Genomic DNA, 26426 nt, shown 5'->3' with positions numbered 1-26426 from the left:
GAATTTGCGAGACTCGGACCCCGCGGGCACACCATCGGCCGACGCCCGGGAGCGGCCCGTGGGGTGAACACTAGGGATTCTCCTGTGTGTTGTGCGATGGACTGGGCGGGTCGGCGGTCCGCCGGCCCTGCCGTCCGGAGAGTTCGGTGCTGATCAGACTCCTGCGTGCCCGCCTGCGCCCCTACGGCCGCTCCGTCACCCTCCTCGTGCTGCTTCAACTGGTGCAGGTCCTGGCCACGTTGCTGCTGCCCATGTTCGGTGCCGCGGTCATCGACAACGGCGTGGTCAAGGCCGATACCGATTACATCTGGCGGATCGGCGGCGTCATGCTCGTCGTGGCGGTCGCGCAGATCGCCTGCGCGATCGGCGCGGTGAACCTCGGCTCCCGCACCTCGATGGCCCTCGGGCGGGATCTGCGCTCCGCGGTCTTCCGCCGCGTGCTGGACTTCTCCGCCCGCGAGGTGGGCCGGTTCGGCACCCCCTCGCTGATCACCAGAACGGTCAACGACGTCCAGCAGGTCCAGGCGCTGGCCCAGTCGGCCTTCGGCATCGCGGTGTCGGCACCCATCATGTGCGTCGGCAGTGTGCTGCTGGCGTTGCGTCAGGACGTGCCGCTGTCGATGTTCCTGGTGGCGATCGTCGTGGTGATCGCCGGTGTCTTCACGCTCGTCCTGACCCGGATGAGCCCGTGGTACGCCCTGATGCAACAGCGCGTGGACCAGGTCAACCGGATGCTGCGCGAGCAGATCACCGGGGTCCGGGTGGTGCGGGCCTTCGTGCGGGACACCCACGAACGCGAACGGTTCACCCGGACGAACGCCGAGATGACCGCGCTGTCGCTGCGCGTCGCCCGGCTGATAGCGATGATGCTCCCCCTCGTCATGATGGTGATGAACACCTTCATGGTGGGGCTGATCTGGTTCGGCGCCCGCCGGATCGAGGCCGGGTCGATGCAGCTCGGCTCGCTCAGCGCCTTCCTGAGCTATCTCGGTCTGATCCTCATGTCGGTCGTGATGGTGACGTTCGTCTTCCTGGCCGCACCGCGCGCGCGGGTGTCCGCCGAACGCATCCAGGAAGTGCTCGACACCGAACCGAGCGTCATCGCTCCCGCGACACCGGTCCACTCCGGCTCGGACGTCGGCCGCCTGGAGTTGCGTGCCGTGGAGTTCCGCTATCCGGGGGCGGAGGAGCCGGTGCTGCGGGACATCGACCTCACGGCCGGGCCCGGGGAGACGGTGGCGATCCTCGGCAGTACGGGCAGCGGCAAGACGACCCTGCTGAACGTGCTGCTGCGGCTGTTCGACCGCACGGGCGGTTCGGTCCTGGTGGGCGGCGTCGACGTGCGCGCGTACGACGCCGACGCCCTCTCCCGCACCATCGGCTTCGTACCGCAGAAGCCCTATCTCTTCTCCGGCACCGTGGCGAGCAATCTGCGGTTCGGCAGCCCGGGGGCGACCGACGAGGAACTGTGGCGCGCACTGGAGATCGTCCAGGCCCGGGAATTCGTCGAGCGCATGCCCGGCGGCCTGGACGCGCGGATCGCCCAGGGCGGCACCAATCTCTCGGGCGGGCAGCGACAGCGGCTGTCCATCGCGCGCACGCTGGTGCGCCGGCCCGACGTCTATCTCTTCGACGACTGTTTCTCGGCACTCGACTACGCCACGGACGCCGCGCTGCGGGCGGCTCTCACCCCCGAGATCTCCGGGGCGACGGTGGTCGTCGTCGCCCAGCGGGTCAGCACCGTCCGGCACGCCGACCGCATCGTGGTCCTCGACGCCGGGCGCGTCGTGGGCACCGGCACCCACGAGGAGCTGATGCGCCACAGCACCACGTACCGCGAGATCGCGCTCTCCCAGCTCACCAGCGAGGAGGCCGCCGGTGCGGCGACACAGCCGTGACAGCGGCGGGAGCGCCGTCGCGCTCGTAGGCCAGGGGTCACCCCAACCCCCCGGAACCCAGAGGAAAGGCGGGGCGGCATGACTCCCCCGGTCAAGGTCGGCGCGGCACCGGGCACACCACCGCGGGAGCCCGAAGCCGTCCCGGACGGGGGGCAGGACACCCCGCCGGAGGGCACCGAGGCGTCGGAGAAGGCACGCGACCCGCGCGGTACGGTCCGCCGGGTGCTGGGACTGCTCCGCCCGCAGCGCGGGCGGATCGCCGTGCTGCTCGGCCTCGGGATCGTCGGCGTCACCCTGAACGCCCTCGGCCCGAAGCTCCTCGGTGATGCCACGGACCTGGTCTTCGCCGGTGTCGTCGGCAAGCAGGTGTCCACCGGGGAGTCGAAGGCCGCCGTCGTCGAGCGGCTGCGCGCCGAGGGCCACGACTCGCTCGCCAATGTCTTCAGCACGGTGGACGTGGTGCCCGGTCAGGGCATCGACTTCGACGGGGTCGGACGGCTGCTGTTGGTCGTCCTCGCGCTGTACGCCGCGGCGTCACTGTTCACGCTCCTGCAGGGGTGGTTGGCCACGGCCGTCGTCCAGCAGGTCGTGTTCGATCTGCGCGAGAGGGTGGAGGAGAAGCTCGCGCGCCTGCCGCTCAGCTACTTCGACCGCAATCCGCCGGGCGAGGTGCTGAGCCGGGTCACCAACGACGTCGACAACCTCCAGCAGACCCTCCAGCAGTCACTGAGCCAGCTGATCACCGCGGTGTTCTCCACGCTGAGCATGCTGGTCCTGATGTTCGTGATCTCGCCGCTGCTGGCCCTGATCATGCTGATCGGCGTGCCCGTGTCGGCGCTGCTGGCCACGTTGATCGTCAAGCGGGCACAGCCGCAGTTCGCCGCGCAGTGGGCGGCCACCGGGACGCTCAACGCCCATGTCGAGGAGATGTACAGCGGGCACTCGCTCGTGAAGGGCTTCGGCAGGCGGGAGTTGGCGGAGCGGGCCTTCGACGAGCACAACGAGGCCATGTACCGGGCGGGCGCGAAGGCGCAGTCCGTGTCGGGCACCATCGAACCGTCGATGATGTTCGTCGCCAACCTCAGCTACATCGTCGTGGCCGTCGTCGGTGCGCTGCGGGTCGTGAGCGGATCGCTGTCGATCGGCGAGGTGCAGGCGTTCATCCTGTACTCCGGCGGGTTCAGCCGGCCGATCGTCGAGGCGGCGAGCGTCGCGGGCCGGCTGCAGTCGGGCGCAGCGTCCGCCGAGCGGGTCTTCGCGCTGCTCGACGCGGACGAGCAGGGCCCCGACCCGAAGCGGCCCGCGCGGCCCGAACGGGTCGAGGGGCACGTGGAGTTCGAGCGGGTGTCGTTCGCCTACACCCCGGACACCCCGCTGATCGAGGACCTGTCGCTCACCGTGCGGCCCGGCCAGACCGTGGCGATCGTCGGTCCGACCGGGGCGGGCAAGACCACGCTGGGCAATCTCCTCATGCGCTTCTACGAGGTCGACGGCGGCCACATCCTGCTGGACGGCACGGACATCGCCGCGATGACCCGCGAGGAGCTGCGCGCGAACATCGGTCTCGTCCTCCAGGACGCCTGGCTGTTCGGCGGCACGATCGCCGAGAACATCGCGTACGGGCGCCCCGACGCCACCCGCGAGGAGATCGTGGCCGCTGCGCGCGCCACCTGTGTGGACCGCTTCGTGCGGACCCTGCCCGACGCGTACGACACCGTGCTCGACGACGAGACGTCGAGCGTCAGCGCCGGCGAGAAGCAACTGATCACGGTGGCGCGGGCGTTCCTGACCGGGCCGGCGATCCTGGTGCTGGACGAGGCGACGAGTTCGGTCGACACCCGCACGGAGGTCCTCATCCAGCGGGCGCTGAACTCGCTGCGCGCGGGCCGCACCAGCTTCGTCATCGCGCACCGGCTCTCGACCATCCGGGACGCCGACGTCATCGTCGTCATGGAGGCCGGGCGGATCATCGAGCGGGGCACGCACGAGGAGCTGATCGGGAACGCGGGCACCTACGCGCGGATGTACGCCTCGCGCACCCTGGCGCCCGGGCAGGAGTCGGGTGAGGCGGGTGAGCCGGCCAGTCAGGCCTGACCGGTCTCGATGCGGCTGATCCTGCCGTCCGCCATGTCGAACCTCCACGCGGTGCGCATCTGACCCCAGGTGTCGTTGCGGAAGTCGGCGATCAGCGAGCGGCCGCCGTCCGACTCGGACTGCACGTCGATGTGGCCCCCGGAGGTGAAGATCTCCTTGTCGATCCACTGCTGGAGGTCACGGTCGGAGCCGTCGTCGGACAGGGTCGCGTCGTCGGTCAGCAGCGACAGGAAGCCCTCCCGGTCACCGGCGTTGATCGCGAGGGCCAGGGATCTCACCAGGGGGTCGCTGAGGTTCTGGGGAGGGATGGTCATCGGGGCTGCTCCTCGGTCGTGCCGGGCGGATGCCTCGAACGGTAGCCACGGGGTGGGGTTCCGGCCACGGGACCACGCACACCCCACTCACAAGATCGTTAAGCGAGGCGATCGCCGCATTCACCTTATTGAGGGGAAAGATGACTTACCCCATCTTTCTTCGCGGCCCGGCCGCCTAGCGTGAGGGGCGATTTGGTCCGGGCCACGCGAAAGGCCGTGCACGATGTCAGATCCCTTCCGGCTCCCCTCCTTCTACATGCCGTATCCGGCGCGTCTGAACCCTCATCTGGAGAGTGCCCGCGAGCACTCCAAGGCGTGGGCCCGCGACATGAAGATGATCGAGGGATCCGGCATCTGGGACGAGTCGGACTTCGACTCGCACGACTACGCCCTGCTCTGCGCGTACACCCATCCGGACGCCTCGGCCGCGGAGCTGTCCCTGGTGACCGACTGGTACGTCTGGGTGTTCTTCTTCGACGACCACTTCCTGGACATCTTCAAGCGCAGCCGGGACACGGCCGGCGCGAAGGCCTATCTCGACCGGCTCCCCGCCTTCATGCCCGTCGACCCGGTGGACACCCCCGCGACACCGACCAACCAGGTCGAGGAGGGGCTCGCGGAGCTGTGGGCCCGGACGGTCCCGTCGATGTCGCGGGACTGGCGCCGCCGCTTCCACGAGAGCACCCGGCATCTGCTGGAGGAGTCCCTCTGGGAGCTCGCCAACATCAATGAAGGCCGGGTGTCCAACCCCGTCGAGTACATCGAGATGCGCCGCAAGGTGGGCGGCGCCCCCTGGTCCGCCAACCTCGTCGAGCACGCGGTCGGCGCCGAGGTGCCCGCCGCCGTCGCGGCGAGCCGGCCGATGCGGGTCCTCAAGGACACCTTCGCCGACGGGGTGCACCTGCGCAACGACCTCTTCTCGTACCAGCGCGAGACCGAGAGCGAGGGCGAGCTGGCCAACGCGGTACTGGTGCTGGAGAAGTTCCTGGACTGCGGCACCCAGGAGGCGGCGGACGCCGTCAACGACCTCCTCACCTCCCGCCTGCAGCAGTTCGAGCACACCGCGCTCACCGAGGTGGCGCCGCTCCTGCAGGAGCACGGGCTCGACCCGGCGGCATACGGTGACGTCTTCGCCTACGTCAAGGGGCTCCAGGACTGGCAGTCCGGCGGGCACGAGTGGCACATGCGCTCCAGCCGGTACATGAACGGCGCCTCGGGCGACGCCCCGGCGCACTCCCCCGCCCCGACGGCCACCGCGGCGGCCCTGCCGGCCGGCCCCTCCGGCCTCGGCACCTCGGCGGCGCGGGCCCTGGTCTCGCTGGCGGCCTCGGTCCCCGCCAGGCTCAGGAGTCACACGCACATCCCCTTCCAGCAGGTCGGCCCGCTGCCGCACCCCGATTTCCTCATGCCCTACACGACCCGGCTGAGCCCGCATCTGGACGCCGCCCGGCGACACAACGTCGAGTGGAGCCGTCGCGTCGGGATCCTGGACGCGGTCCCGGGCGTCCCCGGATCCGCCCTCTGGGACGAGGAGAAGCTCAAGGACATCGACCTCCCCCTGTGCGCCGCCGGCATCGACCCCGACGCGGCCCCCGGGGAACTCGATCTGACGTCGGACTGGCTCACCTGGGGCACCTACGCCGACGACTACTATCCGGTGTTCTTCGGCCGCACCCCGGACCTGGAGGCCGCGAAGGCCTGCCACGAACGGCTGCTGCGGTTCATGCCGTTGGACCTCGCCCCGGCGCCGGCCCCGCTGAACCCGCTGGAGCGCGGTCTCGCCGATCTGTGGCCGCGCACGGCGGGGCCGATGGACGCCGGCGACCGTCGAACGTTCCAGGACGGCGTCCGGGTCATGCTGGAGAGCTGGCTGTGGGAGCTGTCCAACCAGAAGCAGAACCGCATCCCCGAGCCCGTCGACTACATCGAGATGCGCCGCCAGACCTTCGGCTCGGACCTCACCATGAGCCTGTCCCGCATCGGCCACGGACACACCGTGCCGCCGGAGGTCTACCAGGCACGGCCCGTCAAGGCGATGGAGAACGCGGCCCAGGACTACGCCTGTTTGATGAACGACGTCTTCTCGTACCAGAAGGAGATCCAGTTCGAGGGCGAGATCCACAACGCCGTCCTCGTGGTGCAGAACTTCTTCAACTGCGGGACCGAGGAGGCCCTCGGCATCGTGAGTGATCTGATGACCTCCCGGATGCGGGAGTTCCAGCACATCGTCGCCGTCCAACTGCCCGCGCTCTTCGAGGACTTCCATATGGGCGAGGAGGCCCGCGCGACACTGACGGGCTACGCCGAGGAGCTCAAGCACTGGTTGTCCGGAATCCTGACCTGGCACCAGGGCTGCCGGCGGTACGCGGAGGTCGACCTGCTCCGCCACAACGCCCCGCCGGCACCGACGTGGGGCGGCCCCACGGGCCTCGGCACCTCGGCCGCCAGGATCACGACGCCGTTCCACCCGCCCACGGCGGTGGTGGGGGCCCGGGGCTGACCGGGCCCCCGGGCCGGGGGCTCAGCAGTCCAGGGGGTTGCGGATGTTCTCCGTGGTGGGTCCGCTGTTCCGGCACAGCCGGTAGCCCTGGCCGTGAAGGTCGTCGACGATGCCGGGCAGGGCGTCGGGGAAGCGGGTGAAGAGATGCCCCAGGACGACTCCGCTGCGTTTGACCGCCGCCGGGGCCTCCCGCACCCGGGCCCGTAGGACATCCGGGCCCGGGAACTGCTCACCGGTCTTCACCCAGTCCCGGGTGTCCAGGGTCCAGGTGCAGATCCGGTACCCGAGCTCCGCCGCGAGTGCCGTCTCACGCGGCCCGTAGTCACCGAACGGCGGTCGCAGCAAGGTGCTCCGCAGCCCGTTGCGGATCTCCTCGCGGGCCGCATTCTCGGTCAGGGCGGGCAGATGCGGGTGGGAGTAGGAGTGGTTGCCGACCCAGTGGCCCTGGCGCCGCAGGGCGGCGGTGATCCGCGGGTAGCGCTCGGCGTAGTTGTTGACGAGGAAGAACGCGGCGCGGACACCGCGCCCTTGCAGGAAGTCCCCGGCCCGCACGATCCGGTCCGGGTCCTCGACGGACCAGTCGTCCAGCGTCAGCAGCACCCGGCCGGAGGTATTGCCGCACCGCTCGACGTCGTAGCCCGCCGCCGCGCTGGCGGGGGCCGCGCAGACCGCGAGGACGGCCGACAGCGCCGCCATCACGGCGATCGCGGCCGTCACGGGCCGGGGGTGACGACAGGGACGGGGCGGACTGCCGGTGATCACCGCCTCAGGCTGGCAGTGGCCGCACCCCCGCGCAAATGAACACTCGGCCGAGCGGGTGATACATGGACGCTCGGGTCAGGAACAGCCGCTTCCGCCGCAGCCCGAACTCGAGGCGGAGCAGGCTCCCTTCGGGCCGGCGCTCGTCTCGGTGCGTCTCAGCGCGCGGCGCGTGAGGTGCGCAGGGCCGACACCAGGCGGCCGAGGCGAACGGGCGTACGGCCGGGGGCGGGTCGCGGTGTCGTCCGCTCCTCCCACCAGGCGGTCAGCAGCTCTCGCCGCTCGGCGTCCCGCGGTCGGCCGGCGTCCAGGAGGTGCCGGACGAAGTCCGTCGCGTCCCGGCGGTAGCTGTCGGTCATGGGGCGGGTCCGGGCGTAGTCGAAGAACAGGTCCCGGAAGTCCCCGGCCAGGATGTCCGCCGGCTCGGGTGCCACCTTGCTGACGACGTCCGCGCGCTTGGCGACCAGCGCCCGCCGCTGCACCAGCAGCCGCCCCGGGTCGAAACCGTCCGGCGTCGGGCCGCCCGCGACGAGCGCGGACAGCAGCTCGGTCTGCGCGTGGGCGAGCCGACGGCGGGCGGCGTCGATGTCGGGCTCTTCCCCGTGGGGGACACGACGCGGGGGTTCAGACACGGTGGGCCTCGTGGAGCACGCCGCGTATCGCGGTGAGTTCGGCGGCGAGCCCGCCCGCTTCGGGGAAGTCGTCGTCGCGCTCCAGCAGCACACCGGGCGGGGTGACGCGGGAGCACAGCTCGGCGAGGACGTCCAGCACGGGCCGGGTCACCGGATGGGCGTGGCTGTCGTGCCACAGACCGTCCTTCTCGAAGCCGCCCGCCACGTGGACGTAGGCAATGGCCCAGGCCGGCACCTCGTCCAGGAACGCGGCCGGGTCCTCGCCCCGGTTGACGTGATTGGTGTGGAGGTTGGCGACGTCGACGAGCAGCCGCACACCGGTCCGCTCGACCAGTTCGGCGAGGAACCGTCCTTCGGTCAACTCCTCGCCCGGCCAGGTCAGATACGCCGCGATGTTCTCCAGCGCGAGCGGTACGGGCAGGACCTGCTGTGCGATCCGCACGTTCGCGCACAGCACGTCCAGGGCGTCGCGGGTGCGTGGCACGGGCAGCAGGTGCCCGGCTTCGAGCCGCGGCGAGGCGGTCAGCGGGCCGCCGGCCCGGACGAACGCGATGTGCTCGCTGACCAGCGGGGCGTCGAGCTCCTCGGCGAGTTCGGCGAGGGCGACCAGCCCGGCCGGGTCGGGTCGTTCGGCGCCGCCGAGGCCGAGCGAGACGCCGTGCGGGACGACGGTCGTGCCGCGTGCGAGCAGCCGTTCCAGGGGATCGGGGAGACGGCCCGGGCAGAGGTTCTCCGCCACGACTTCGACCCAGTCGACGTCCGGCAGCCGCGCGATGTCGTCGGCGATCTCCGGGCGCCAGCCGATGCCCGTGCCCAAATGCCCCATGGGTCCCCCGCCCCCGTGCTCCCGCGCGCTACCGCTCGCGCGGGGGAAACGATCCGGGGGAAAAATGCCCCCTGTCGCATCATATGAATGCCTGTTCGGCGAGGCGCGGAAACGTCGGTGTGATGTTGGCATCAGCAGGTCCGGGCGCAGGTTGGACTAGCGTTCTCGGACATGCAGAAGAGTCTGTACGGAACCGCTGTCGTGTTACGCCCGGCGACGTCGGCCGACGTTCCCGCGCTGGCCGCCATCCGTGCCAAGCCCGAGGTGTACGAGCGGTGGCGCGGGGGCGAGGACCTGGCCGCCGCGGTGGCCGAGGACCTCGCCTACCCCGGCGACCACACGCTGGTGATCGAGTACGACGGCGAGGTGGCCGGTGCGATCCAGTGGTCCGCCGAGACCGATCCGGACTACCGCCACGCGAACATCGACATCTATGTGGACCCGGCGGTGCACGGTCGGGGCGTGGGGAGCGACGCCGTGCGCACCCTCACCCGGCATCTGATCACCGATCACGGCCACCACCGGGTGGTGATCGACCCTGCGGCCGACAACGCGGCGGCCATCCGCTGCTACGGCAAGGTGGGCTTCCGTCCGGTCGGCATCATGCGCCGCTACGAGCGGGGGCCGGACGGCACGTGGCACGACGCGCTGCTGATGGATCTCCTCGCCGAGGAACTGACCGACGACACCCGGCCCGGCGGCGAGGGCCGCGCCGCCTCCTCGGGAGCCTGATCGCGGCCGGGGGCGGCCACGGGATCCCGGCGGTCGCCCCCGGCGCGCGGCTACCGCACCGCGTAGACCTTCTCGGCGAACGCGGCGATCTGGTCGTCGGAGAGGTGCCGGGCCAGGTCCGCCTCGCTGATCATGCCGACGAGGCGCTTGTTCTCGATGACCGGCAGCCGGCGGATGCGGTGGCTCTCCATCTCCTCCAGCACCTCGGAGACGTCGGCGTTCGCGTCTATCCAGCGCGGGGTGCCCTCGACCAGGTCGCCGGCGGTGATGTGGGACGGATCGTGACCGGCAGCGACGCACTTCACGACGATGTCACGGTCGGTGACGATCCCGCACAGCCGGTCGTTCTGGTCGCTCACCGGCAGGGCGCCCACATCCAGCCGACGCATCAGCTGGGCGGCGCGGTCCAGCGTCTCCGTACGGGGAATCCACTGCGCGCCCTCGTGCATGATGTCCTTGGCAGTGGTCATGGTTGCCTCCTGTTCCCACCGGCGGCGCGGGTGCGCGCCGGGGGTTCGATCGGACGTCGCCGCGGCTGACGCACACGGCCCTTCCATCGTCGCCGCCTCTGCCCTCCGCCGCGAACGGCGGCGCCCTCCGTTCAGGGGCGGCACCCGGGCGGCCGGGCCCCTCCCCCCCTGAGTCCCCCTCGAGCCCCCCCGAGCCCCCCCGAGCCCGCGCGGCCGTCGGTGGCCGGTGCCAGACTGAAAAACGTCGGGGAGACACCGAATCACCGCGCCCGCGGGAGACGGCCCCCGGCGCGGATCCGTCGAAGGAGCGCACCACCATGCTCACCACTGACTTCGTGACCGGCGCACCCAATTGGCTGGACCTCGGCAGCCCCGACACCGAGGCGACGGCCGCGTTCTACGGCTCGGTATTCGGCTGGGACTTCCGGTCGGCCGGGCCCGAAGCAGGCGGTTACGGCTTCTTCCAGAAGGACGGCCGGACGGTCGCGGCTCTCGGACCGCTCACCGAGGAGGGCGCGAACGCCGCCTGGACGGTGTATTTCCGGACCCCGGACGCCGATGCCACCGCGAAGGCCACCGAGCAGGGCGGCGGCACCGTTCGCGTCGAGCCGTTCGACGTGATGGACGCCGGGCGGATGGCCTGTCTGACGGACCCGGGCGGTGCCGAGTTCGCCGTCTGGCAACCCGGCTCCGTCAAGGGGCTGGAAGCGGCCTCGGAGCCCGACACGCTGTGTTGGACGGAGCTGCACAGCCCGGATCCTGAGGCGGCCCAGGCCTTCTACCGCTCCCTGTTCGGGTGGCGGAGCGAGCGGATGGCGGTCCCCGGCATGACCTACACCGTGCTCTCGTCGGCCGAGGGCGACCAGCAGGACGCGACGTTCGGCGGTGTCGCTCCGCTCGAGGACGGCAACGAACCGCGCTGGCTGCCCTACTTCGCCGTCGAGGACGCGGACGCGGCCGTCGCGAGGACGGTGGACCACGGTGGCACGGTCCTCATGCCCGCCATGGACACCCCCGACATCGGGCGGATGGCCTGGCTCGCCGACCCGTTCGGCGCCCCCTTCGCCGTGATCGAGCCGAAACCCCCGCAGTCGCCCTGACGGGACGCGTCGGAAGGGGAGCCGGACCGACGGGTCAGTGGACGGGCGCCGCGGCCCGGATGCCCGCCACGACGGCGTCGATGAGCGCGGACGGATCGGGCTGGAAGTAGAAGTGGTCCCCGCTGAACACCCGGGTGCCGAGGAAGCGCGTGCTGGTGGCCGCCCAGCCCTCCGTGCGCGACAGCGGGACGCCCGCGTCGGCGTCCGCGGCGAACACCGACAGGGGGATCGGCAGGGCGGGGGCGTCGCGGCGCGGACGCCAGGTCTCCGCGAGTTCGAAGTCGGCCCGCAGGATCGGCGAGAGGAACGCCCAGAGCTCGGGGTCCTCCAGCACCTCGCGAGGCGTGCCGCCCAACCGCATCACCGCTTCGCGCAGCCCGTCGTCGGGCAGGGCGAAACGCCGGGAGCCCCTGGGGTGGTGTTCGGGGGCGCTGATGGCCGAGAGCCCCAGCCACTGCGGCAGGGGAAGCCCGCGCTCGTGCACGGCGAGGGCGCTCTCGTACGCGGCGATGGCGCCCATGCTGTGCCCGAAGAGGGCGTACGGACGGTCCATCAGGGGCCGGAAGTCGTCGAGGAACCGCTCGGCCAGCTCGGCCGCGCTGCGGCAGGCCTGGCCGGGACGGGTGATGCGGCCGGGCGCGTCGACCAGGCACAGTTCCCACTCGGCCGGCAGCAGCCGGGCCCAGCTCCGGAACGGCACGTGCGAGCCGCCGGCGTGGTGCAGGACGAAGAGGCGCAGCTCGGGGTCCTGGACGGGGCGGGGGCGGATGATGTTGTCGAGCTTGTTGTCGGTCATCAGAGCGGTGGGTTCCTGTTCTCGTCGCCGTCGGCCCGCCGGTGCGCGAGGGCGGACCCGAACGCCAGTATGGCGAGTTCGTGATCAACGGTACGGGGCCGGGGCGGTAAGCGACGGGACCGGAAACGGAACCTTACTTACCAAGTGCGGGCCGGACGGGCCCCGTGCGCCCGGCATCCGGCGGCGGTCGGGTTGCGAGCGGGGGCGAAGTGCCTAGGGTGGAGAACAATCATGATGCTCGCCCCAGGCCGGGACAGGCCGCCCGAGGCTTCGCGGCTCCCCCGCCGCGCACACCGCCTCGTCGTGGCCGCCTACGTGCTCCTCGCCGCGTCCGTCGCGACGGACCTGGCCACGAATCCGCAGTGGACGCTCTCCCCCGTGCTCGCCACGGCGCCCGTGCTCGCCAGCATCGGCACCCGGCGCGCCCGGGTCCCCCTGGCGGCCGGGCTGTTCGCCCTGGCGCTCGTCCCCCTGCTCGCGCGGGCCGACCCCGATGTGTCGCTCGCCGTACACCTGACGGCGGGCTTCACCGTCCTGGCGATCACCTGTGTCAGCACCGCGAACGTCGTGCTCGTGGCGACGCGGGAGCGCGAGCTGCTCCAGTCCCGTTCCGTGGCGGAGGCGGCGCAGCGCACGCTGCTGCGGCCCCTGCCGGAGCGGATCGGCACACTGCGGGTGGCGGTGCGGTATCTGGCGGCCGCGGCCGAGGCCCGGGTGGGCGGCGATCTGTACGCGGCGCTGGCCACGCCCTTCGGGACCCGGCTGATCATCGGCGACGTCCGGGGCAAGGGGCTGTCCGCCGTGGACGCCGCGGCCGACGTGCTCGGCACCTTCCGTGAGGTCGCCCAGGTCGAGGCGGATCTCGCCACGGTGGCGCGCCGGCTCGACGCCGCCCTGGGGCGGCGCCCGCCCAGCGAGGAGTTCGTGACCGCCGCGCTGGTCGGTGTGCCGGACAACGGCGGCCCGGCCGAGCTGGTGAACTGCGGCCACCTGCCGCCGTTGTTGCGGCGCGCGGGCACGGTGACCGAGGTGGAGACGCCCGTTCCACAGCCGCCGCTGGGCCTGCTCAACCTGATCGGGGGCCCGTACGACGGGCGGGGGTTCGTCTTCGAGCGGGGCGATCTGCTGGTGCTGTACACCGACGGCGTGACCGAGGCGCGCGACGCGTCCGGCGTCTTCTACCCCCTGACCGAGCGGCTCGCCCGACTGCCGGAGCTGGCCCCGGACGCGATGGCGGACCGCCTCGTGGCCGATCTGCTCTCCTACGCGGGCGGCGAACTCTCCGACGACGCCGCCCTGCTGGTCGTCCGGCGCGAGCAGTGACACCTGCGGGATCCCGCAGGGACCCGTACCCGCCGTCCCGTCCGCCCCCGTCCTGCCGAGAGCTTCGCCCGCGGCCGGACACCGGGTGGGCTCGCTGTCCCCGCGGCACGTACCCGGTGGTGCGGTCGGCACCGAGCGTTCCAGTCGCCCTCGGCGACGGTGTGCGTCTGTCGGAGCCCCGCCCGCCGCAGGCGGTCAGGCCCCGCAGTCCAGTTCCGCCGGGGGCAGCTTGCCGGAGAGGAGGAAGGTGCCCACCGCGCGGTCGGTGCACTCCGAGCCGTTCGCGTAGGCGGAGTGACCCGTGCCGGCCCGGACGACCAGGGAGCCCGCGCCCAGGTTCGTCCGTACGGCCCGGGCGTTGACCAGCGGTGTCGCCGGATCGACGGCGTAGGAGACCAGGACCATGGCGGGGGCGCCGGGCGCGCTGAGGGGTTCGGCCTTCCCCGTCGGGGTGATGGGCCAGGCGGCGCAGTGGACCATGGCCGTGGCCACGGTGGAGCCGAACAGCGGCGACGCCTTCTCGAACTCCCCGAGGTATCTCAGGATGTCGTCGGGGCTCCTCGGCCCCGGCCGGTCCAGGCAGTCGATGGCGCTCCTGGCCATGGACGGGTCGGCAGCGGCCTCCCCGGTCTCCCCGGCCGACCCCGCCGCGGTGAGCCGGCCCTCGTAGGGGCCGAGCCGCATGAGCGGCTCCGGGTCGCCGTTCATGGCGTCGACCAGGGCCTGGGTCAGCTCCGGCCACCTCGCGTCCTGGTAGAGGGAGTCACGGATGGCCTGGGCCGCCATGGCGGTGGTGAGCCGGCCGCCCTCGGGGCCGGGGACGGGGTGGGCGTCGAGGCCCCGCACGAAGTCGGTGGTCGTGGTGGTGACTTCCCCCGGTGTGGCGCCGAGGGAGCAGTCGTTCGCCGCGCAGGTCCGCGCGTAGCTCGCGAAGCTCTCGCTGATGGCCTTGACGTCCTCCCGCGCGGTCTGCGCCTGGTCGGCGCCCGGGTCCACGACCCCGTCGAGGACGAAACGCCCGACCCGGTCCGGGAAGAGCCGGGCGTAGTGCTGACCGATGTAGGTGCCGTAGGAGACGCCGAGGTAGTCGAGTCTGTCCTCGCCCAGGGCCGCCCTCAGCAGGTCCAGGTCACGGGCGACGCTCACGGTGTCCATGTGCGCCATCAGCGCGCCGGTGGCCTTCCGGCAGTCGGCCGCCCGCTCGGCGGCGACCTTGAACTCGGCGTCCATCCGCTGCCGGGTGCGCGGGATGAGATCGCTGCCGCCGTGGCTCGCGGGGCATATCAGCGGGGCCGAGCGGCGGACGCCGCGTGGATCGAAACCGACCAGGTCGTAGGCGTCGCTCACCTCGGGGGTCGCCGTGAACGTGCCGTCGGCGACCAGGGCGGCTCCCGGCTCACCGGGCCCGCCGGGGTTGAACACCAGCGAGCCGAGCCTCCGGGACCCGCCCGGGGCGCTCACCCGCGCCACCCGCACCTTGATGGTGCTCTTGTGGGGCACCGCGTAGTCGAGCGGGACCGTCAGCCAGGAGCACTCGGCGTCCGGCAGCGGCTGCTGCACACCCTCCCCGGCGTCCTCGGGCTCGCAAGGGGCCCAGTCGAGGCGCTGCCGGGCGATCTCCGGGGGCACCCCCGGCACGGCGGGCCCGGGCGGGGCGGCCCGCTGCGGCCCGTCCGGGCCGCCCGACGGGGTCGGCGGCCTCGTCCTCCCGCCGCTGCCCCCTCCGTCCGCCACGCAGCCGCCGGCCATGAAGGCCGCGGTGATCACCACCACCGCTATCCTGCCGGGCCGGGTACGCATCCCCGTCACGTCCTCTCCTGGCGATGCCCCCGGCGGGCGGCCTCGGGGACGATCCCCAGTCCATCCGCCACGGGGTCGGGCCGCAGCCGGGATGGGCCATCGGGATGACACGGCCGTGCGGGTTCCCCGGGACCGGCGCGGGGCAGGGTGACCTACGAAAGGGAGGTGACCATGGGACATGCTGCCGCGCCCGGTGGCGACCGGGAGGCCGGGCACGCCGACGGGAACGAGGAGGGCCACGGCGACGGGCAGGGCCGCGGCCCGGGGCGGGACGTCGTGATCGTGGGCGCCGGATTCGCCGGCACCAGCGTCTTCCTGCACCTGGTGCGCGCGCTGCTGCGCCCGGGCATACGGACACGGACCGGCCCCGCCGCCCGCCCGGTACGGTCGGTCCAGGTGGTGGACCCCAACCCCACCGGCTGGGGGCTGGCCTTCGGTGACAGCGACCCGCTGTTGGTGTGCAACAGCGCGGCCGACGTCAACTCCCTGCTGGCGGACCGGCCCACCGACTTCATCGACTACCTCCGGGAGCGCGGCGCGCCGCCGGAGCCGCAGGACTGCGTACCGCGCGCCCGGATGGCCGAGTACTGCCACGACCGGCACACGGACGCCCGCGCCCTGGCGATCGCCCACGGCATCGAGGTCCGGCACGTGCGGGACACGGCGGTGTCCGTCAGCGCCGGGGCCGGCGGGCACCGGGTGCGGCTCCGCGGCGGACAGGAGATCACGGGCGACGAGGTCGTCGTCTGTACGGGCGTCCACCACCCCCGCGTCCCGGACGGCTTCGCGGACTTCCCCGGTCACCCCCGCTATCTGGACAGCCCCTACCCCGCCGGCCGGATCCGGGGCGGGCTTCCCCCGGGCAGCCGGGTGCTGGTGCTCGGCACCCACCAGTCGGCCGTCGATGCCGCCCTGTTGCTGTGCCGGGACGGCCACCGGACGACCATGGCCTCGCCGTCGGGGCTGCTGCCCGCCGTACGGCGGTCGCTGGCCGCGCCCGTGCGCGACTTCCCACCGTTGGAAGGGATCGCCCGTCTCGACCCCGCCGACCCCCACCTCGAAGCGAAGGTGACGCGGTGCGCGGTGGAGGCGGTCCGGCTGCTCGACCGCCGCCCGCTGCGCGCGCAGACCTCCACCGCCGCCGATCCCGTCCGGCGCCTGCGGGAGGAGACCGCGTTGGTGGAGGCCGGTGCCTGCGCGTGGCCCGGCGTCGTCGTACCGCTGCTGGAAGGGGTGATCGCCCTGAGCGCCGGCCTTCCCGCCGCTCGGCGCCGCGCGCTGATCACGCATTTCGCGTGGTTCGTCGACCGCTACGCGACGGCGCTGACCGTCGTCAACGCCCGTCGGCTGCTCGCCCACTTCGAGACCGGTGCGCTGCGGATGGCTCCCGCCTATCCCCGCGCGGTGTCCTTCGACGACGGCGCGTGGCGGGTGCACTGGCCGCAGCGCTCGCCCGGGGGATCCCGGGCGAGCTTCGACTACGTCGTCAACGCCACCGGTTTCCGTCCCCCCGAGCTGTGTTGGGACACCGATGGCAAGGCCGTCCACCTGGGCGGGGTGCCGGGGCCCGCCGTGGCCGTCGACGGGCTGGAGGCCGATCTGCGGCTGCGCCTGCGGCCCGGGACCGAGCCCGAGCACATCTGGGTGGTCGGGGTGGGCACCCATCTGCGGATCCCGTTCTCCAACCATCTGCGCAACGTGGTCCGGCAGGCCCGCCAGGTCGCGGACGAGATCTCGGCCGTGCCGTCCGGCGGTTGAGCGGGCCCCGGGTCACCTGCGGAGCACCTTGCGGGCCAGGAAGTTGCCGAGGAGCTGGGCGAGTTGCACCAGGACGACGAGCACCGCCACCGCGACCACCATCACCGAGGTGTCGAAGCGCAGATACCCGTACGTCATGGCGAGGTTGCCCACTCCCCCGCCGCCCACGGTCCCCGCCACCGCCGAGAAGTCGATCAGCGCGACGAGCATGAAGGTGAAGCCCAGGACCAAGGGCCCGAGGGCCTCCGGGACGAGCACCGTCACGATGATCCGGACGGGGCTCGCGCCCATGGAGCGCGCGGCCTCGATCACCCCGGGCTCGACGGAGAGCAGATTGCCCTCGACGATCCTGGCGACACCGAAGGTGGCCACGACGACCATGGGGAAGATCGCCGCCTCGGTGCCGATCATCGTGCCGACCACGCTCCGGGTCACCGGGGAGAGCGCGACGATGGCGATGATGAAGGGGATCGGCCGGATGACGTTGATCAGCGCGTTCAGCACGGCGAAGACCACGCGGTTGCGCAGGATTCCGCCCTTGCGGGTGGCGAAGAGGGCGAGCCCCACGACCGTGCCCAGAACGCCGGACAGGGCGAGGGTGACCAGGACCATGTAGACGGTCTCGCCGGTGGCGTCCACGACCTTGACCCAGAACTCGTTCCAGTCGACCTTCATCGGGCACCCACCGTCGTCCGGGAAGCCAGGTGGAGCAGGACGGCGTCGATGTCCTCGTCCGCGCCGCGCAGTTCGAGGGTCACGCTGCCCAGGGGGCGGTCCTGCACCTCGGCCACTCCGGCGTGGGCGACCGTGAAGTCCACCGCGTGCTCGCGCAGCAGCCGCGAGAGCTCACGCGTCCCCGCCGCGCCGTTCTCGGTGACCGGTACGGTGACGAGCCGACCGCCGTGCCGGGCCCGCAGCCTGTCCCAGGTCGCGGCCTCGGGAAGGTCCTGGAGCGCCGAGCGGACGAACGCCTCGGTGGTGGGGTGCCGGGGCCGGGCGAAGACGTCGTAGACGCCGCCGGTCTCCACGACCTTGCCGGCCTCCATCACGGCCACCTTGTCGCAGATGCCGCGGACCACCTCCATCTCGTGGGTGATCAGGACGATGGTGACGCCCAGTTCGCCGCCCACCCGCTTGAGCAGGGCCAGCACCTCCTGGGTCGTCTGCGGGTCGAGGGCGGAGGTCGCCTCGTCGCACAGCAGCACGCCGGGCGAGGTGGCGAGAGCGCGGGCGATCCCGACGCGCTGGCGCTGGCCGCCGGAGAGCTGCTCGGGGTAGCGGCGCGCGTACTCCTCCAGGCCGACGAAGCGCAGGACCTCCTCGGCCCGCTCGCGGGCCTCGGCGCGCCCCAGCCCCGCCAGTTTCAGGGGGTAGGCGACGTTGCCGAGGACCGTGCGCGAGCGGAAGAGGTTGAACTGCTGGAAGACCATGCCGATGGACCGCCGGACCGCGCGCCGGCGTCGCTCGCTGAGCGCGCCGAGGTCCTGGCCGTCGACCAGGACGCTGCCGGAGGTGGGCTCCTCCAGGTAGTTGACGAGCCGCAGCAGGGTGCTCTTGCCCGCCCCGCTGTGGCCGACGATGCCGAAGACGCTGCCGCGGTCGATGGTCAGGGAGACCCCGTCCACCGCCGTGAACCCGCCTTCCGCCCGCTTCTTGCCGTCCCGGCCGGAGCCCTTCGAAGCACTCGAGGGACCTGAGGGACCCGAGGGAAAAGTCTTGGTGACGTCACGGAGTTCGATCACCGGTCGGCCCGCCCCTGCTTCTCGAGCCGGTCGAGTTCCTTGCCCAGCTCGGCCTCGGGGATGTCGAGGACGTACCGGGCGCCGCCCGCCGATTTCGCCACGGCTTCCTGCACCTTGGGCGAGCGGTAGAGCTTCACGATCTTCCGGATGTTCTCGGTGTCCTTGTCCTCGGCCCGCGCCGCGAGCACGTTGACGTACGGGCGGGCGGCGGCGCTCTCGGGGTCGTCGTGGAAGACGGCCTGCTTCAGCTTGTAGCCGGCCTGTTCGGCGACGCCGGCGTTGATGACCGAGGCGGCGGTGTCCTTCAGGCTGCGCGGGGTCTGCTGGGCGTCGACCGGTGTGATCTTCAGGTGCTTGGGGTTGGCGCTGATGTCCTCGGGGGTGCCGTAGATGCCGGCGTCGTCCTTGAGGTCGATCAGCTTCGCCTGCTCCAGGACGAGCAGCGCGCGGCCCTGGTTGGAGGGGTCGTTGGGTATCGCGACCCGTGCCCCGTCGGGGATCTCCTCGACCTTCTTGTGCTTGAGCGAGTACAGGCCCATGGGCGCCACGGAGGTGGAGGTGACCGGCACGATGTCGGTGCCGTTGCGCGCGTTGAACTGGCTCAGGAACGCCAGGTGCTGGAAGGCGTTGAGCTCGATGTCACCGTCGGCCAGGGCCTTGTTGGGCAGTTGGTAGTCGTCGAAGTTGACGATCTTCACCTTGAGGCCCTCCTTCTCGGCCTCCTCGGCGAGGACGTCCCACTCCGGGTCCGCGCCGTTGACCCCGATCCGCACCTGGTTGCCGTCGGCCGCCTCGGACAGGTCGCAGGAGGAGAGGGCGAGCGTGAGGGCGGCGGCCACGGACGCCGCCGCGACGCGGCGACGGGAGAGGGTGAGATTCATCGGTGCTCATTCCAGGAAGCAGGCGGTACGAAGCGCGAGAGCGCCGACCGGGTCGATGACCGGCGGCGTGCTGGAGATCGTATGAGCGAACGGGGGCTTCGCCTGGAAATGAAAGGAACGCTTCATGGCTTTGCAATAAAGCGAAGGGCAAGGGGGGTTACTCCTTCGGACCGCTCAGCGGCTGCCCGTCGTTCTGAACCCGCGGGGCACCAGCCGGACGGTGAGCAGGGCCACGGCGACGACGATCGCCGCCGACACGTACGCCGTCGTGGTGAGCGCGTCGTCGAAGGCGTCGCGGGCGGCTTCGAGCACCTGCCGCCCCGCCGTGCCACCGACCTGCTCGGCGACCTCCGCGGCACCGCCGACCGACTCCCGCGCCCGCTCCACATCGGCGCCGCCCAGGGGCAGCCCGGTCATGTGCCGGTAGAAGACGGCGCCGTGGATGCTGCCGAGCAGGGCCACACCGAGGCCGACGCCGAGTTCGTAGGCGGTCTCCGAGACCGCGCCCGCCTGCCCGGCGCGTTCGGCCGGTACGGACGAGACCAGCACCGCCTCTTCAAGCGCGGTCCGTTCCTGGCCGCCGCGCTGGCCACCCTGCCGAGCCCGCCGGGCTGCGGGGTGCGGTACTCCGGCAGCAGCCGGAGTCCGGCGACGACCGTGACCACGACGACCGTGACGTTCACCCAGAACGCGGCCGACCAGCCGAAGTGCTCGACGAGCACCCCGCCGACGACCGGTCCCACGCACGCCCCGGCACCGGCGACCGCGGCCCAGATGCCGATGGCGAGCGCCCGTTCGTGGGCGTCGGTGAAGATGTTGCGGATCAGGGAGAGCGTCGACGGCATCACCATGGCGCCGCCGAGCCCGAGCAGCACCCGGCCGCCGATCAGCTGCGCGGAGCTGCCCGCGGTGGCCGCGACGACGGACGCCAGGCCGAAGAGGACGAAGCCGCTCAGGAAGAGCCGCTTGCGGCCGTACCAGTCGCTCACCGCACCGCTGGTGACCAGCAGGCCACCGAGCACGAGACCGTAGATGTCGATGATCCACAACTGTTCGAGCGCGCCCGGCTCGAGATCGTTGATGAGCGAGGGCAGCGCCACGTTGAGGATGGTGGCGTCCATGGCGACCAGCAGAAGGCTGGAACAGAGCACCGCGAGCACCGCCCAGCGGCCGGGGTCGGGGACCGGACGGCGGACGGCCGCCGGACCTTCGGGGACATCGGCCGGAGAGGCTCGCTCCATGGCACATCGCGCCCTTTCGCCGGCTTCCCCTCGCATGACGGGCGATGCCGGTGCAGGGCGCGATTCGTGATCGGCCGACGGCCGCCGCGCGCCCGTGCCGCCGTTCGCGACCACGGCGCGGCGAACGGCGGCACGGGGCGCCCGGGATCAGCTCACCGGTACGGGGGCGTCCAGCAGCTCGGCGTGGTGGCGGCGGGCGACGGCGGGGTGCGCCCGGAGCCAGCCCTTGATCTCGTTACGGCCGTACTCGGCGAACAGCGGGTTGGCCGAGTCCTGGGTGACACCGGGGGCCCGGTGGGCGTGCGGGAAGGGGACGGGCTCGATACGGGCGTCCAGCCGCGGGTTGTAGAAGAACGGGACGGAGTAGCGCTCCCGGTTCCCGGGCGGGGAGACGACCCGGTGGTTGGTGGCCTTGAGGTAGCCGTTGGTGGCCACTTCCAGCAGCTCGCCGAGGTTGATCACGAAGGCGCCGGGCATCGGCGGCACGTCGATGAACGCACCGTCGGGACCCTCCACCTGCAGTCCGCCGACCGTGTCCTGGAGCAGCAGTGTCAGGAAGCCGTAGTCCTTGTGCGCGCCGACCCCCTGCGCGGCACCGTCGGGGGCGCTGCCGGGGTAGCGGACGAGCTTGAGGTGCAGGTGGGGGCGGTCGGCGAAGGCCTCGTCGTAGAAGTCCGGCGGGGCGCCGATCGCGGCGAGCAGTTCGTGCAGCAGCCGCTCGGCGACCGAGCTCAGCCGGTCGACCCAGTTCAGGGCGGCGGTGCGGAGCTCAGGAAGGGCGGCGGGCCACTGGTTGGGGCCCTCCAGCCACCAGTAGCCGGGCTCGTCCGGGCCGGGCACGCGCGGCGCGCGCTCGGCGCCGATGTCTATCTGGTCCCGCCAGTCACGGCTGCCGCCGGTCCGCTCGTCGCCTATGCGGGTGTAACCACGGAAATGGGGCGAGTTGAGGTTGCTGATGGAGAGCCGCTCCTCCTCGGGCAGGGCGAAGAAGGCGCGCAGGGTGCGCATCAGCTCATCGGTCTCGGCCGCGGTGATGCCGTGGCCGGTCAGATGGAAGAACCCCACGTCGCGGGCGGCGGTGTGCAGCGCGTCATGGAAGCGGGCCCGTGCGTCGGGGCCGGCCGAGGCGGCGGAGAGGTCGATGACGGGAAGCTCGTTGATCATGAAATTTATCCACAGCGTGAGGGCCCGGTCACGCCCGGCGGTGGCCGGGCGACCCGCGAAGCGCCGCAGGGTATGCGGGAGCGGGGCCGGGAAACGGCTAGGAAAGGCAGGAGAAAGAAAAGGGGACCACTGCCCGGAGAGCGGGGCACGGTCAGGTGATGGTCAGCCGTAGTGGCGACAGGACATGCTCGTAACGCGGACGAGGTCCACGTGGCGGCGCTTGACGAGCGGAATCACACGACCAGGGTATACGACCGGGCGCCGAACTGTTTTTCGAGCCCGGTCCGGGGCGGATCAGGACCTGCCGTCCGTGCTCCGCCGGAGCGCTCAGCCGTTGCGCAGACGCTCCAGGTCGCGCCGGTCGCGCTTCGTCGGGCGGCCCGCGCCGCGGTCGCGGTGCGCGACCTGGGCGATCTCCTCGCGCGGCGGGGGCGGCGGGCTGTTGTCGACGAAGCATTCGGCGGCGACCGCGGCACCGACCCGCTTTTTCACGACACGCGAGACCACGACGATCCGGTCCCGTCCGCCCACGCGCAGCCGGACCTCGTCGCCGGACCGCACCGCGTAGGCGGGCTTGACCCGCTCGCCGTTGACGCGCACGTGACCGGCGCGGCAGGCGGTGCCCGCCAGCGAACGGGTCTTCGTGAGCCGCACGGACCAGATCCAGCTGTCGATCCGTACGGACTGCTCGTCGGAAGCCATGCCCCCCACCTTATGCAAGCGCTCCCCGCGGGGTGAATGCCCCGCGGGGAGCGGCATCGCGTCGATCAGGTGCTCACCACGCGACCGGCAGATCGATCGGGCCCCGGATCAGCACCTCGGTCTGCCACCGCACCTGGTCCGCCGGAATCGCGAGCCGCAGCTCGGGGAGCCGGCGGGCCAGGGTGGACAGCAGGACCTCCGATTCCATGCGGGCCAGCAGGGGGCCCACACAGAAGTGCGGGCCGTGCCCGAAGGCGACGTGCGGCGGGCCCTGGCGGTCGAAGTCGATCCGGTCGGGGTCGGGGTAGACCTCCTCGTCCCAGTTGGCGGCGACGTAGGAGACGTAGACGATGTCACCGGCGGCGATCTGGGAACCGCCCACTTCGACGTCCACCGTGGCGATGCGCGGCTGTCCGATGCCGTGCTTGTGCGGGATCCAGCGCAGCAGCTCGTCGACGGCCTTCGGCACCACCGCGGGCTCGGACCGCAGGCGGTCCATCAGCCCGTCCTGGGTGAGCAGGGCGTAGACCATGTTCGAGGTGTTGTTGCGCACCGCGTGCCAGCCGTTGAGCCCCATGAGGGTGGCGAGGGCCAGCAGCTCCTCCTGGTCGATCTGGCCCGCGTCGACGGCGGCCACCATCGTGCTCATCAGGTCGTCCCGCGGTGCGGCGCGGCGCTCCTCGGACAGCCCCTGGAAGTAGTCGTGGGCGGCCTTCTTCACCGCCTTGGCCCGCTCGAACGCCGCCTCGTCGGACGCCCTCGTCAGGATGGTCTGCGCCCAGTCGCGGACCTGCAGCCGGTCCTCGGCGGGGACGCCCATCAGCTCGCTGACCACCTCCAGGGGGAACGGCGAGGTGACGTACTGGATGAGGTCGGCGGGCTGTCCGGCCGCCAGCAGCTCGTCGATCAGTCCGTCGAGCACGGCCTGGGCCCGGGGCCGCAGCCGCTCCATGCTGCGCTGGGTGAACGCGGGAGCGACCACCGCGCGCACACGGGCGTGGTCGGGCGGGTCCACGAAGCTGACCGCCCGGTCGAGCGGGATGAAGTGCTTGGTCATCTTGGGGACGGACCTGTTGAGGACGTCCCGGCTGAACCGCGCGTCCGAAGCGACGAACTTGACGTCGGCGTACCGGGTCATCAGCCAGCAGTCGCCTTTGCCGTGCGGCAGCCGGATCCGGACCGGCGCGGCCTGCAGCGACTGCTTGAGGAACGGGTCGAAGTCCAGCGCCGGCAGGTCGGGGACCTCGTACATTTGCGGGGTTTCACCGATCGTCACAGTCGCCTCCACCTCGATGGCCACCTGACCCACCGTCAGGCCGGTTGCGCGTCAGGCTACCTCCGGCGGGGCCGCGGACCGCGGGGCGCGCCCATCGTCGCCCCCGTTCGGGTGAATACCCCGATGATCACTTCGGCCAGGAGCTCAGGGCGACGTCGACGACCCGGTGCAGGTCGTCGGTGGTGGCGCCGCCCGACGCCTGGACGGAGACGCCGTAGGAGACCATGGCGACGTAGCGGGCCAGACCGGCGGCGTCGGTGTCGGCCGGCAGGTCGCCCTCGGCCCGGGCCCGTTCGAAGCGCGCGCACAGGTCCGCTTCACCGGCGCGGCGGCGGGCGGCGAGCTTGTCGCGGACGACACCGGCCTGTTCGCCGGTGGCGAGGGCGCCCTGGACGACGAGGCAGCCGCGGCCGGGGTTGTCCCGCGAGGTGGTGACCTCGACGGCGCCGCGCAGCAACCGCTCGGCGGCGGCGCGGGCCGTGGGTTCGTCGAGGGCCTCGCGGACATGGCGGGCATAGGCGTCCAGGTAGCGGTCGATCGCCTTGTCGAACAGCGCTTCCTTGTTGCCGTAGGCGGCGTAGAGGCTCGGCCTGCTGATGCCCATGGCCCGGGTCAGGTCGGACAGGGCAGCGCCTTCGTACCCCTGCCGCCAGAACACGCGCAGGGCGCGGTCCAGGCGTTCGTCGATGTCGAACTCACGCGGGCGTCCAGCGGTCACGGGCGGCGGCCTCCAGTCATTTCGTACCGATCGATATAGTACTCTTCCGCTTCAGTACCGATCGGTACACAATTCTTGACCAAGGGGCTTGGGACTCATGACGAAGACGCTCGAAGGCAAGGTGGCGCTGGTGACCGGCGGGTCGCGCGGCATCGGTGCGGCGACCGCACGCGCGCTGGCGGAGGCGGGGGCGGATGTGGTGATCGGCTACGCCGCGGCGGCCGACAAGGCCCAGAAGGTCGTGCGCGACATCGAGGCCCTCGGTGTGCGCGGCGCGGCGTACCGGGCCGACCAGGGCGACGCCGGTCAGGTCACCGCCCTGGTCGACACCGTCGTGGCCGACTTCGGGCGGCTGGACGTCCTCGTGAACAACGCGGGCGTGTCGGTCAACGGCCCGGTCGGCTCCCCCGACGGCGACCACGCCGCGTTCGACCGGCAGCTCGCCGTCAACGTCGGCGGGGTCGTGGCCGCCGTCCGGGCCGCGAGCAGGGTGATGACCGCGGGCGGGCGGATCGTCACCGTCGGCTCCACGCTGGCCACCCGCCCCGGCTTCCCGGGCGTCGCCGACTACGCGGCCTCCAAGGCCGCCGTCGTCGGATACAGCAAGGGCGCGGCCCGGGACCTGGCCGCCCGGCAGATCACCGTCAACGTCGTACAGCCCGGCGCGGTGGCGACCGACATGAACCCGTCGACGGGTGCGTTCGCGGACGCGCAGCACGCGGCGAACGCGATGGGGCGCCACGGCAGGCCGGAGGAGATCGCGGCGGGCATCGTCTTCCTCGCCGGCCCCGGCGCCTCCTTCGTCACCGGCGCGGTCCTCGACATCGACGGCGGCTACCTGGCCTGACCGGGCGGCCGGTCCCCGGCGAGCTGGCCCGTTCGGGGGAATCGGCCCACAGACTCCGGTGCGGCCGACGGCGGGCCGCCCCCGCCGGCCGACGGCCGCGGCCAGACTGGGCCGATGGAAACGCAGGTCACGGAGATCGCGCCGGACATCTACCGGCTGTCCACCTACATCAGCGACGCGGACTTCATGTTCAACCAGTTCCTCGTCGACGCCGAGGAGCCGCTGCTGTTCCACTGCGGGCTGCGGGCGCTGTTCCCCCTGGTGTCGGAGGCCGTGGCCCGGGTGACCCCGGTGGAGAACCTCCGCTGGATCACCTTCGGTCATGTCGAGGCCGACGAGTGCGGTTCGCTGAACTCCTGGCTGGAGGCGGCCCCGCGGGCCCAGGTCGCGCACGGCGCGATGGGGTGCCTGGTGTCGGTGAACGACATGGCCGACCGTCAGCCGCGCCCGCTGGAGGACGGAGAGGTGCTCGACCTCGGCGGAAAGCGGGTGCGCCGCCTGGAGACCCCGCACGTGCCGCACGGCTGGGACGCCGGACTGCTGTACGAGGAGACGACGGGCACGCTCCTGTGCGGTGACCTCTTCACCAGGGTCGGCAACGCCCCGCCCTTGACAGAGAGCGAGATCGTCGGCCCCGCCCTGGCCGCCGAGGACGTCTTCGGGGCGACGTGCCTGACGGCCACCACGGCACCGACCATGCGCCGCCTGGCCGAGCTGCGGCCGACCACGCTGGGGCTGATGCACGGCCCGTCCTACGCGGGCGACTGCGAACAGGCGCTGACCGATCTGGCGGCGGCGTACGAGGGCCGCTTCCTGGCGTCGTGCGACGGTCACCGGGGCAGGTGACCGTCGC

General features: G+C 72.0%; 24 protein-coding genes and 1 pseudogene. 9 read left to right on the top strand and 16 right to left on the bottom strand.

The features are described 5' to 3' along the window. Window positions 1–146: 146 nt before the first annotated feature. Both FHS38_RS06725 and FHS38_RS06720 read left to right on the top strand, forming a co-directional pair. Window positions 147–1898, top strand: a complete 1752-nt coding sequence (locus tag FHS38_RS06725) for an ABC transporter ATP-binding protein (RefSeq protein WP_184731762.1) — start codon at window positions 147–149, stop codon at window positions 1896–1898. A gap of 78 nt (window positions 1899–1976) precedes the next feature. Next, on the top strand, window positions 1977–3992 hold the full coding sequence (locus FHS38_RS06720; protein ID WP_184731760.1) for an ABC transporter ATP-binding protein: 2016 nt from the start codon (window positions 1977–1979) through the stop codon (window positions 3990–3992). Here the strand turns inward: FHS38_RS06720 and FHS38_RS06715 are convergent. Continuing rightward, a complete protein-coding gene (locus FHS38_RS06715; RefSeq protein WP_184731758.1) occupies window positions 3983–4306 on the bottom strand; it encodes a nuclear transport factor 2-like protein in 324 nt (107 codons plus the stop codon). The two genes, FHS38_RS06720 and FHS38_RS06715, sit on opposite strands and share 10 nt — an antisense overlap. 223 nt (window positions 4307–4529) lie before the next feature. On the opposite strand from FHS38_RS06715, the gene FHS38_RS06710 reads away from it, so the two are divergent. Next, window positions 4530–6806: a family 2 encapsulin nanocompartment cargo protein terpene cyclase gene (locus FHS38_RS06710; protein ID WP_184731756.1), complete on the top strand. Its 2277-nt coding sequence runs from the start codon at window positions 4530–4532 to the stop codon at window positions 6804–6806. Window positions 6807–6827: 21 nt separating this feature from the next. Here the strand turns inward: FHS38_RS06710 and FHS38_RS06705 are convergent, their stop codons facing one another. Together FHS38_RS06705 and FHS38_RS06700 are read right to left on the bottom strand one after the other, a co-directional pair. Beyond that, window positions 6828–7523 carry a polysaccharide deacetylase family protein gene (locus tag FHS38_RS06705; protein WP_184731754.1) on the bottom strand — a complete coding sequence of 232 codons (696 nt, stop codon included), beginning with the start codon at window positions 7521–7523 and terminating at the stop codon, window positions 6828–6830. A 200-nt stretch (window positions 7524–7723) separates the two neighbouring features. Beyond that, window positions 7724–9023 (bottom strand): annotated as a pseudogene (locus FHS38_RS06700) (MbnB/TglH/ChrH family RiPP precursor modification enzyme). Between the two features lie 171 nt (window positions 9024–9194). Here FHS38_RS06700 and FHS38_RS06695 point away from each other — a divergent pair. Then, window positions 9195–9755 carry a GNAT family N-acetyltransferase gene (locus FHS38_RS06695; RefSeq protein WP_184731752.1) on the top strand — a complete coding sequence of 187 codons (561 nt, stop codon included), beginning with the start codon at window positions 9195–9197 and terminating at the stop codon, window positions 9753–9755. A gap of 50 nt (window positions 9756–9805) precedes the next feature. Here FHS38_RS06695 and FHS38_RS06690 read toward each other — a convergent pair whose 3' ends face one another. Beyond that, the gene (locus FHS38_RS06690; RefSeq protein ID WP_184731750.1) at window positions 9806–10225 is read right to left on the bottom strand and encodes a CBS domain-containing protein; all 420 of its coding nucleotides are present in this window, start codon (window positions 10223–10225) and stop codon (window positions 9806–9808) included. Between the two features lie 317 nt (window positions 10226–10542). Here FHS38_RS06690 and FHS38_RS06685 point away from each other — a divergent pair, with 317 nt between their 5' ends. Next, on the top strand, window positions 10543–11325 hold the full coding sequence (locus tag FHS38_RS06685; protein ID WP_184731748.1) for a VOC family protein: 783 nt from the start codon (window positions 10543–10545) through the stop codon (window positions 11323–11325). A gap of 34 nt (window positions 11326–11359) precedes the next feature. Here the strand turns inward: FHS38_RS06685 and FHS38_RS06680 are convergent, their stop codons facing one another. Beyond that, window positions 11360–12121, bottom strand: a complete 762-nt coding sequence (locus FHS38_RS06680) for a thioesterase II family protein (RefSeq protein WP_184731746.1) — start codon at window positions 12119–12121, stop codon at window positions 11360–11362. 231 nt (window positions 12122–12352) lie between these two features. On the opposite strand from FHS38_RS06680, the gene FHS38_RS06675 reads away from it, so the two are divergent. Beyond that, window positions 12353–13444: a PP2C family protein-serine/threonine phosphatase gene (locus FHS38_RS06675; RefSeq protein WP_184731744.1), complete on the top strand. Its 1092-nt coding sequence runs from the start codon at window positions 12353–12355 to the stop codon at window positions 13442–13444. Between the two features lie 195 nt (window positions 13445–13639). Here the strand turns inward: FHS38_RS06675 and FHS38_RS06670 are convergent, their stop codons facing one another. Continuing rightward, a complete protein-coding gene (locus FHS38_RS06670; protein ID WP_229822575.1) occupies window positions 13640–15244 on the bottom strand; it encodes an alpha/beta hydrolase in 1605 nt (534 codons plus the stop codon). A 171-nt stretch (window positions 15245–15415) separates the two neighbouring features. Between FHS38_RS06670 and FHS38_RS06665 the strand changes: the two genes are divergently transcribed. Continuing rightward, entirely contained in the window at window positions 15416–17002 is a 1587-nt protein-coding gene (locus FHS38_RS06665) for an FAD/NAD(P)-binding protein (RefSeq protein WP_184731740.1), read from the top strand. 12 nt (window positions 17003–17014) lie between these two features. On the opposite strand, the gene FHS38_RS06660 is transcribed toward FHS38_RS06665, so the two are convergent. The 10 genes from FHS38_RS06660 to FHS38_RS06625 all read right to left on the bottom strand — a co-directional run bounded on the left by FHS38_RS06660 (window position 17015) and on the right by FHS38_RS06625 (window position 24726). Next, window positions 17015–17677 (bottom strand): methionine ABC transporter permease, encoded by a 663-nt coding sequence (locus FHS38_RS06660; RefSeq protein WP_184731738.1) that lies wholly within the window; start codon window positions 17675–17677, stop codon window positions 17015–17017. Further along, complete coding sequence (locus tag FHS38_RS06655; protein ID WP_229822559.1) at window positions 17674–18627, bottom strand: methionine ABC transporter ATP-binding protein; 954 nt, start codon at window positions 18625–18627, stop codon at window positions 17674–17676. The genes FHS38_RS06660 and FHS38_RS06655 overlap by 4 nt, the downstream gene beginning before the upstream one ends. Window positions 18628–18740: 113 nt before the next feature. After that, window positions 18741–19625 carry a MetQ/NlpA family ABC transporter substrate-binding protein gene (locus tag FHS38_RS06650; RefSeq protein WP_184731736.1) on the bottom strand — a complete coding sequence of 295 codons (885 nt, stop codon included), beginning with the start codon at window positions 19623–19625 and terminating at the stop codon, window positions 18741–18743. 174 nt (window positions 19626–19799) lie between these two features. Next, a complete protein-coding gene (locus tag FHS38_RS35135) occupies window positions 19800–20042 on the bottom strand; it encodes a hypothetical protein (protein WP_229822557.1) in 243 nt (80 codons plus the stop codon). Then, window positions 20039–20866, bottom strand: coding sequence for an MFS transporter (locus FHS38_RS06645; protein ID WP_229822555.1), 828 nt, complete (start codon window positions 20864–20866; stop codon window positions 20039–20041). Before FHS38_RS06645 ends, FHS38_RS35135 begins: the two co-directional genes overlap by 4 nt. 147 nt (window positions 20867–21013) lie before the next feature. After that, entirely contained in the window at window positions 21014–22030 is a 1017-nt protein-coding gene (locus tag FHS38_RS06640) for an isopenicillin N synthase family dioxygenase (RefSeq protein WP_184731734.1), read from the bottom strand. Between the two features lie 162 nt (window positions 22031–22192). Further along, window positions 22193–22267: a putative leader peptide gene (locus FHS38_RS36290; protein WP_362221080.1), complete on the bottom strand. Its 75-nt coding sequence runs from the start codon at window positions 22265–22267 to the stop codon at window positions 22193–22195. 90 nt (window positions 22268–22357) lie between these two features. Next, window positions 22358–22732: an Hsp15 family ribosome-associated heat shock protein gene (hslR, locus tag FHS38_RS06635; RefSeq protein WP_184731732.1), complete on the bottom strand. Its 375-nt coding sequence runs from the start codon at window positions 22730–22732 to the stop codon at window positions 22358–22360. Window positions 22733–22805: 73 nt separating this feature from the next. Next, entirely contained in the window at window positions 22806–24008 is a 1203-nt protein-coding gene (locus FHS38_RS06630) for a cytochrome P450 (protein WP_229822552.1), read from the bottom strand. A gap of 127 nt (window positions 24009–24135) precedes the next feature. Then, complete coding sequence (locus tag FHS38_RS06625) at window positions 24136–24726, bottom strand: TetR/AcrR family transcriptional regulator (protein WP_184731730.1); 591 nt, start codon at window positions 24724–24726, stop codon at window positions 24136–24138. A 97-nt stretch (window positions 24727–24823) separates the two neighbouring features. Here FHS38_RS06625 and FHS38_RS06620 point away from each other — a divergent pair, with 97 nt between their 5' ends. Both FHS38_RS06620 and FHS38_RS06615 read left to right on the top strand, forming a co-directional pair. After that, window positions 24824–25573: an SDR family oxidoreductase gene (locus tag FHS38_RS06620; protein ID WP_184731728.1), complete on the top strand. Its 750-nt coding sequence runs from the start codon at window positions 24824–24826 to the stop codon at window positions 25571–25573. A gap of 114 nt (window positions 25574–25687) precedes the next feature. Next, window positions 25688–26419, top strand: a complete 732-nt coding sequence (locus FHS38_RS06615) for an oxygen-binding di-iron domain-containing protein (protein ID WP_184731726.1) — start codon at window positions 25688–25690, stop codon at window positions 26417–26419. Window positions 26420–26426 lie beyond the last annotated feature (7 nt).

The organism is Streptomyces netropsis, from assembly GCF_014203545.1.
Lineage (GTDB): Bacteria > Actinomycetota > Actinomycetes > Streptomycetales > Streptomycetaceae > Streptomyces > Streptomyces netropsis.
Note: the sequence above shows the minus strand (reverse complement) of the source record. Positions and strands in the feature narration are given on the sequence as shown.

What these genes read in the sequence shown, in the direction of transcription:
- FHS38_RS06715 (WP_184731758.1), bottom strand. Translation starts at nt 4,306, where the DNA reads ATGACCATCCCTCCCCAGAACCTCAGCGACCCCCTGGTGAGATCCCTG.
- FHS38_RS06690 (WP_184731750.1), bottom strand. Translation starts at nt 10,225, where the DNA reads ATGACCACTGCCAAGGACATCATGCACGAGGGCGCGCAGTGGATTCCC.
- FHS38_RS06645 (WP_229822555.1), bottom strand. Translation starts at nt 20,866, where the DNA reads ATGGAGCGAGCCTCTCCGGCCGATGTCCCCGAAGGTCCGGCGGCCGTC.
- FHS38_RS35135 (WP_229822557.1), bottom strand. Translation starts at nt 20,042, where the DNA reads ATGACCGGGCTGCCCCTGGGCGGCGCCGATGTGGAGCGGGCGCGGGAG.
- FHS38_RS06620 (WP_184731728.1), top strand. Translation starts at nt 24,824, where the DNA reads ATGACGAAGACGCTCGAAGGCAAGGTGGCGCTGGTGACCGGCGGGTCG.
- FHS38_RS06680 (WP_184731746.1), bottom strand. Translation starts at nt 12,121, where the DNA reads ATGACCGACAACAAGCTCGACAACATCATCCGCCCCCGCCCCGTCCAG.
- FHS38_RS06640 (WP_184731734.1), bottom strand. Translation starts at nt 22,030, where the DNA reads ATGATCAACGAGCTTCCCGTCATCGACCTCTCCGCCGCCTCGGCCGGC.
- FHS38_RS06660 (WP_184731738.1), bottom strand. Translation starts at nt 17,677, where the DNA reads ATGAAGGTCGACTGGAACGAGTTCTGGGTCAAGGTCGTGGACGCCACC.
- FHS38_RS06685 (WP_184731748.1), top strand. Translation starts at nt 10,543, where the DNA reads ATGCTCACCACTGACTTCGTGACCGGCGCACCCAATTGGCTGGACCTC.
- FHS38_RS06650 (WP_184731736.1), bottom strand. Translation starts at nt 19,625, where the DNA reads ATGAATCTCACCCTCTCCCGTCGCCGCGTCGCGGCGGCGTCCGTGGCC.
- FHS38_RS06695 (WP_184731752.1), top strand. Translation starts at nt 9,195, where the DNA reads ATGCAGAAGAGTCTGTACGGAACCGCTGTCGTGTTACGCCCGGCGACG.
- FHS38_RS06710 (WP_184731756.1), top strand. Translation starts at nt 4,530, where the DNA reads ATGTCAGATCCCTTCCGGCTCCCCTCCTTCTACATGCCGTATCCGGCG.
- hslR (WP_184731732.1), bottom strand. Translation starts at nt 22,732, where the DNA reads ATGGCTTCCGACGAGCAGTCCGTACGGATCGACAGCTGGATCTGGTCC.
- FHS38_RS06615 (WP_184731726.1), top strand. Translation starts at nt 25,688, where the DNA reads ATGGAAACGCAGGTCACGGAGATCGCGCCGGACATCTACCGGCTGTCC.
- FHS38_RS06665 (WP_184731740.1), top strand. Translation starts at nt 15,416, where the DNA reads ATGGGACATGCTGCCGCGCCCGGTGGCGACCGGGAGGCCGGGCACGCC.
- FHS38_RS06675 (WP_184731744.1), top strand. Translation starts at nt 12,353, where the DNA reads ATGATGCTCGCCCCAGGCCGGGACAGGCCGCCCGAGGCTTCGCGGCTC.
- FHS38_RS06720 (WP_184731760.1), top strand. Translation starts at nt 1,977, where the DNA reads ATGACTCCCCCGGTCAAGGTCGGCGCGGCACCGGGCACACCACCGCGG.
- FHS38_RS06670 (WP_229822575.1), bottom strand. Translation starts at nt 15,244, where the DNA reads ATGCGTACCCGGCCCGGCAGGATAGCGGTGGTGGTGATCACCGCGGCC.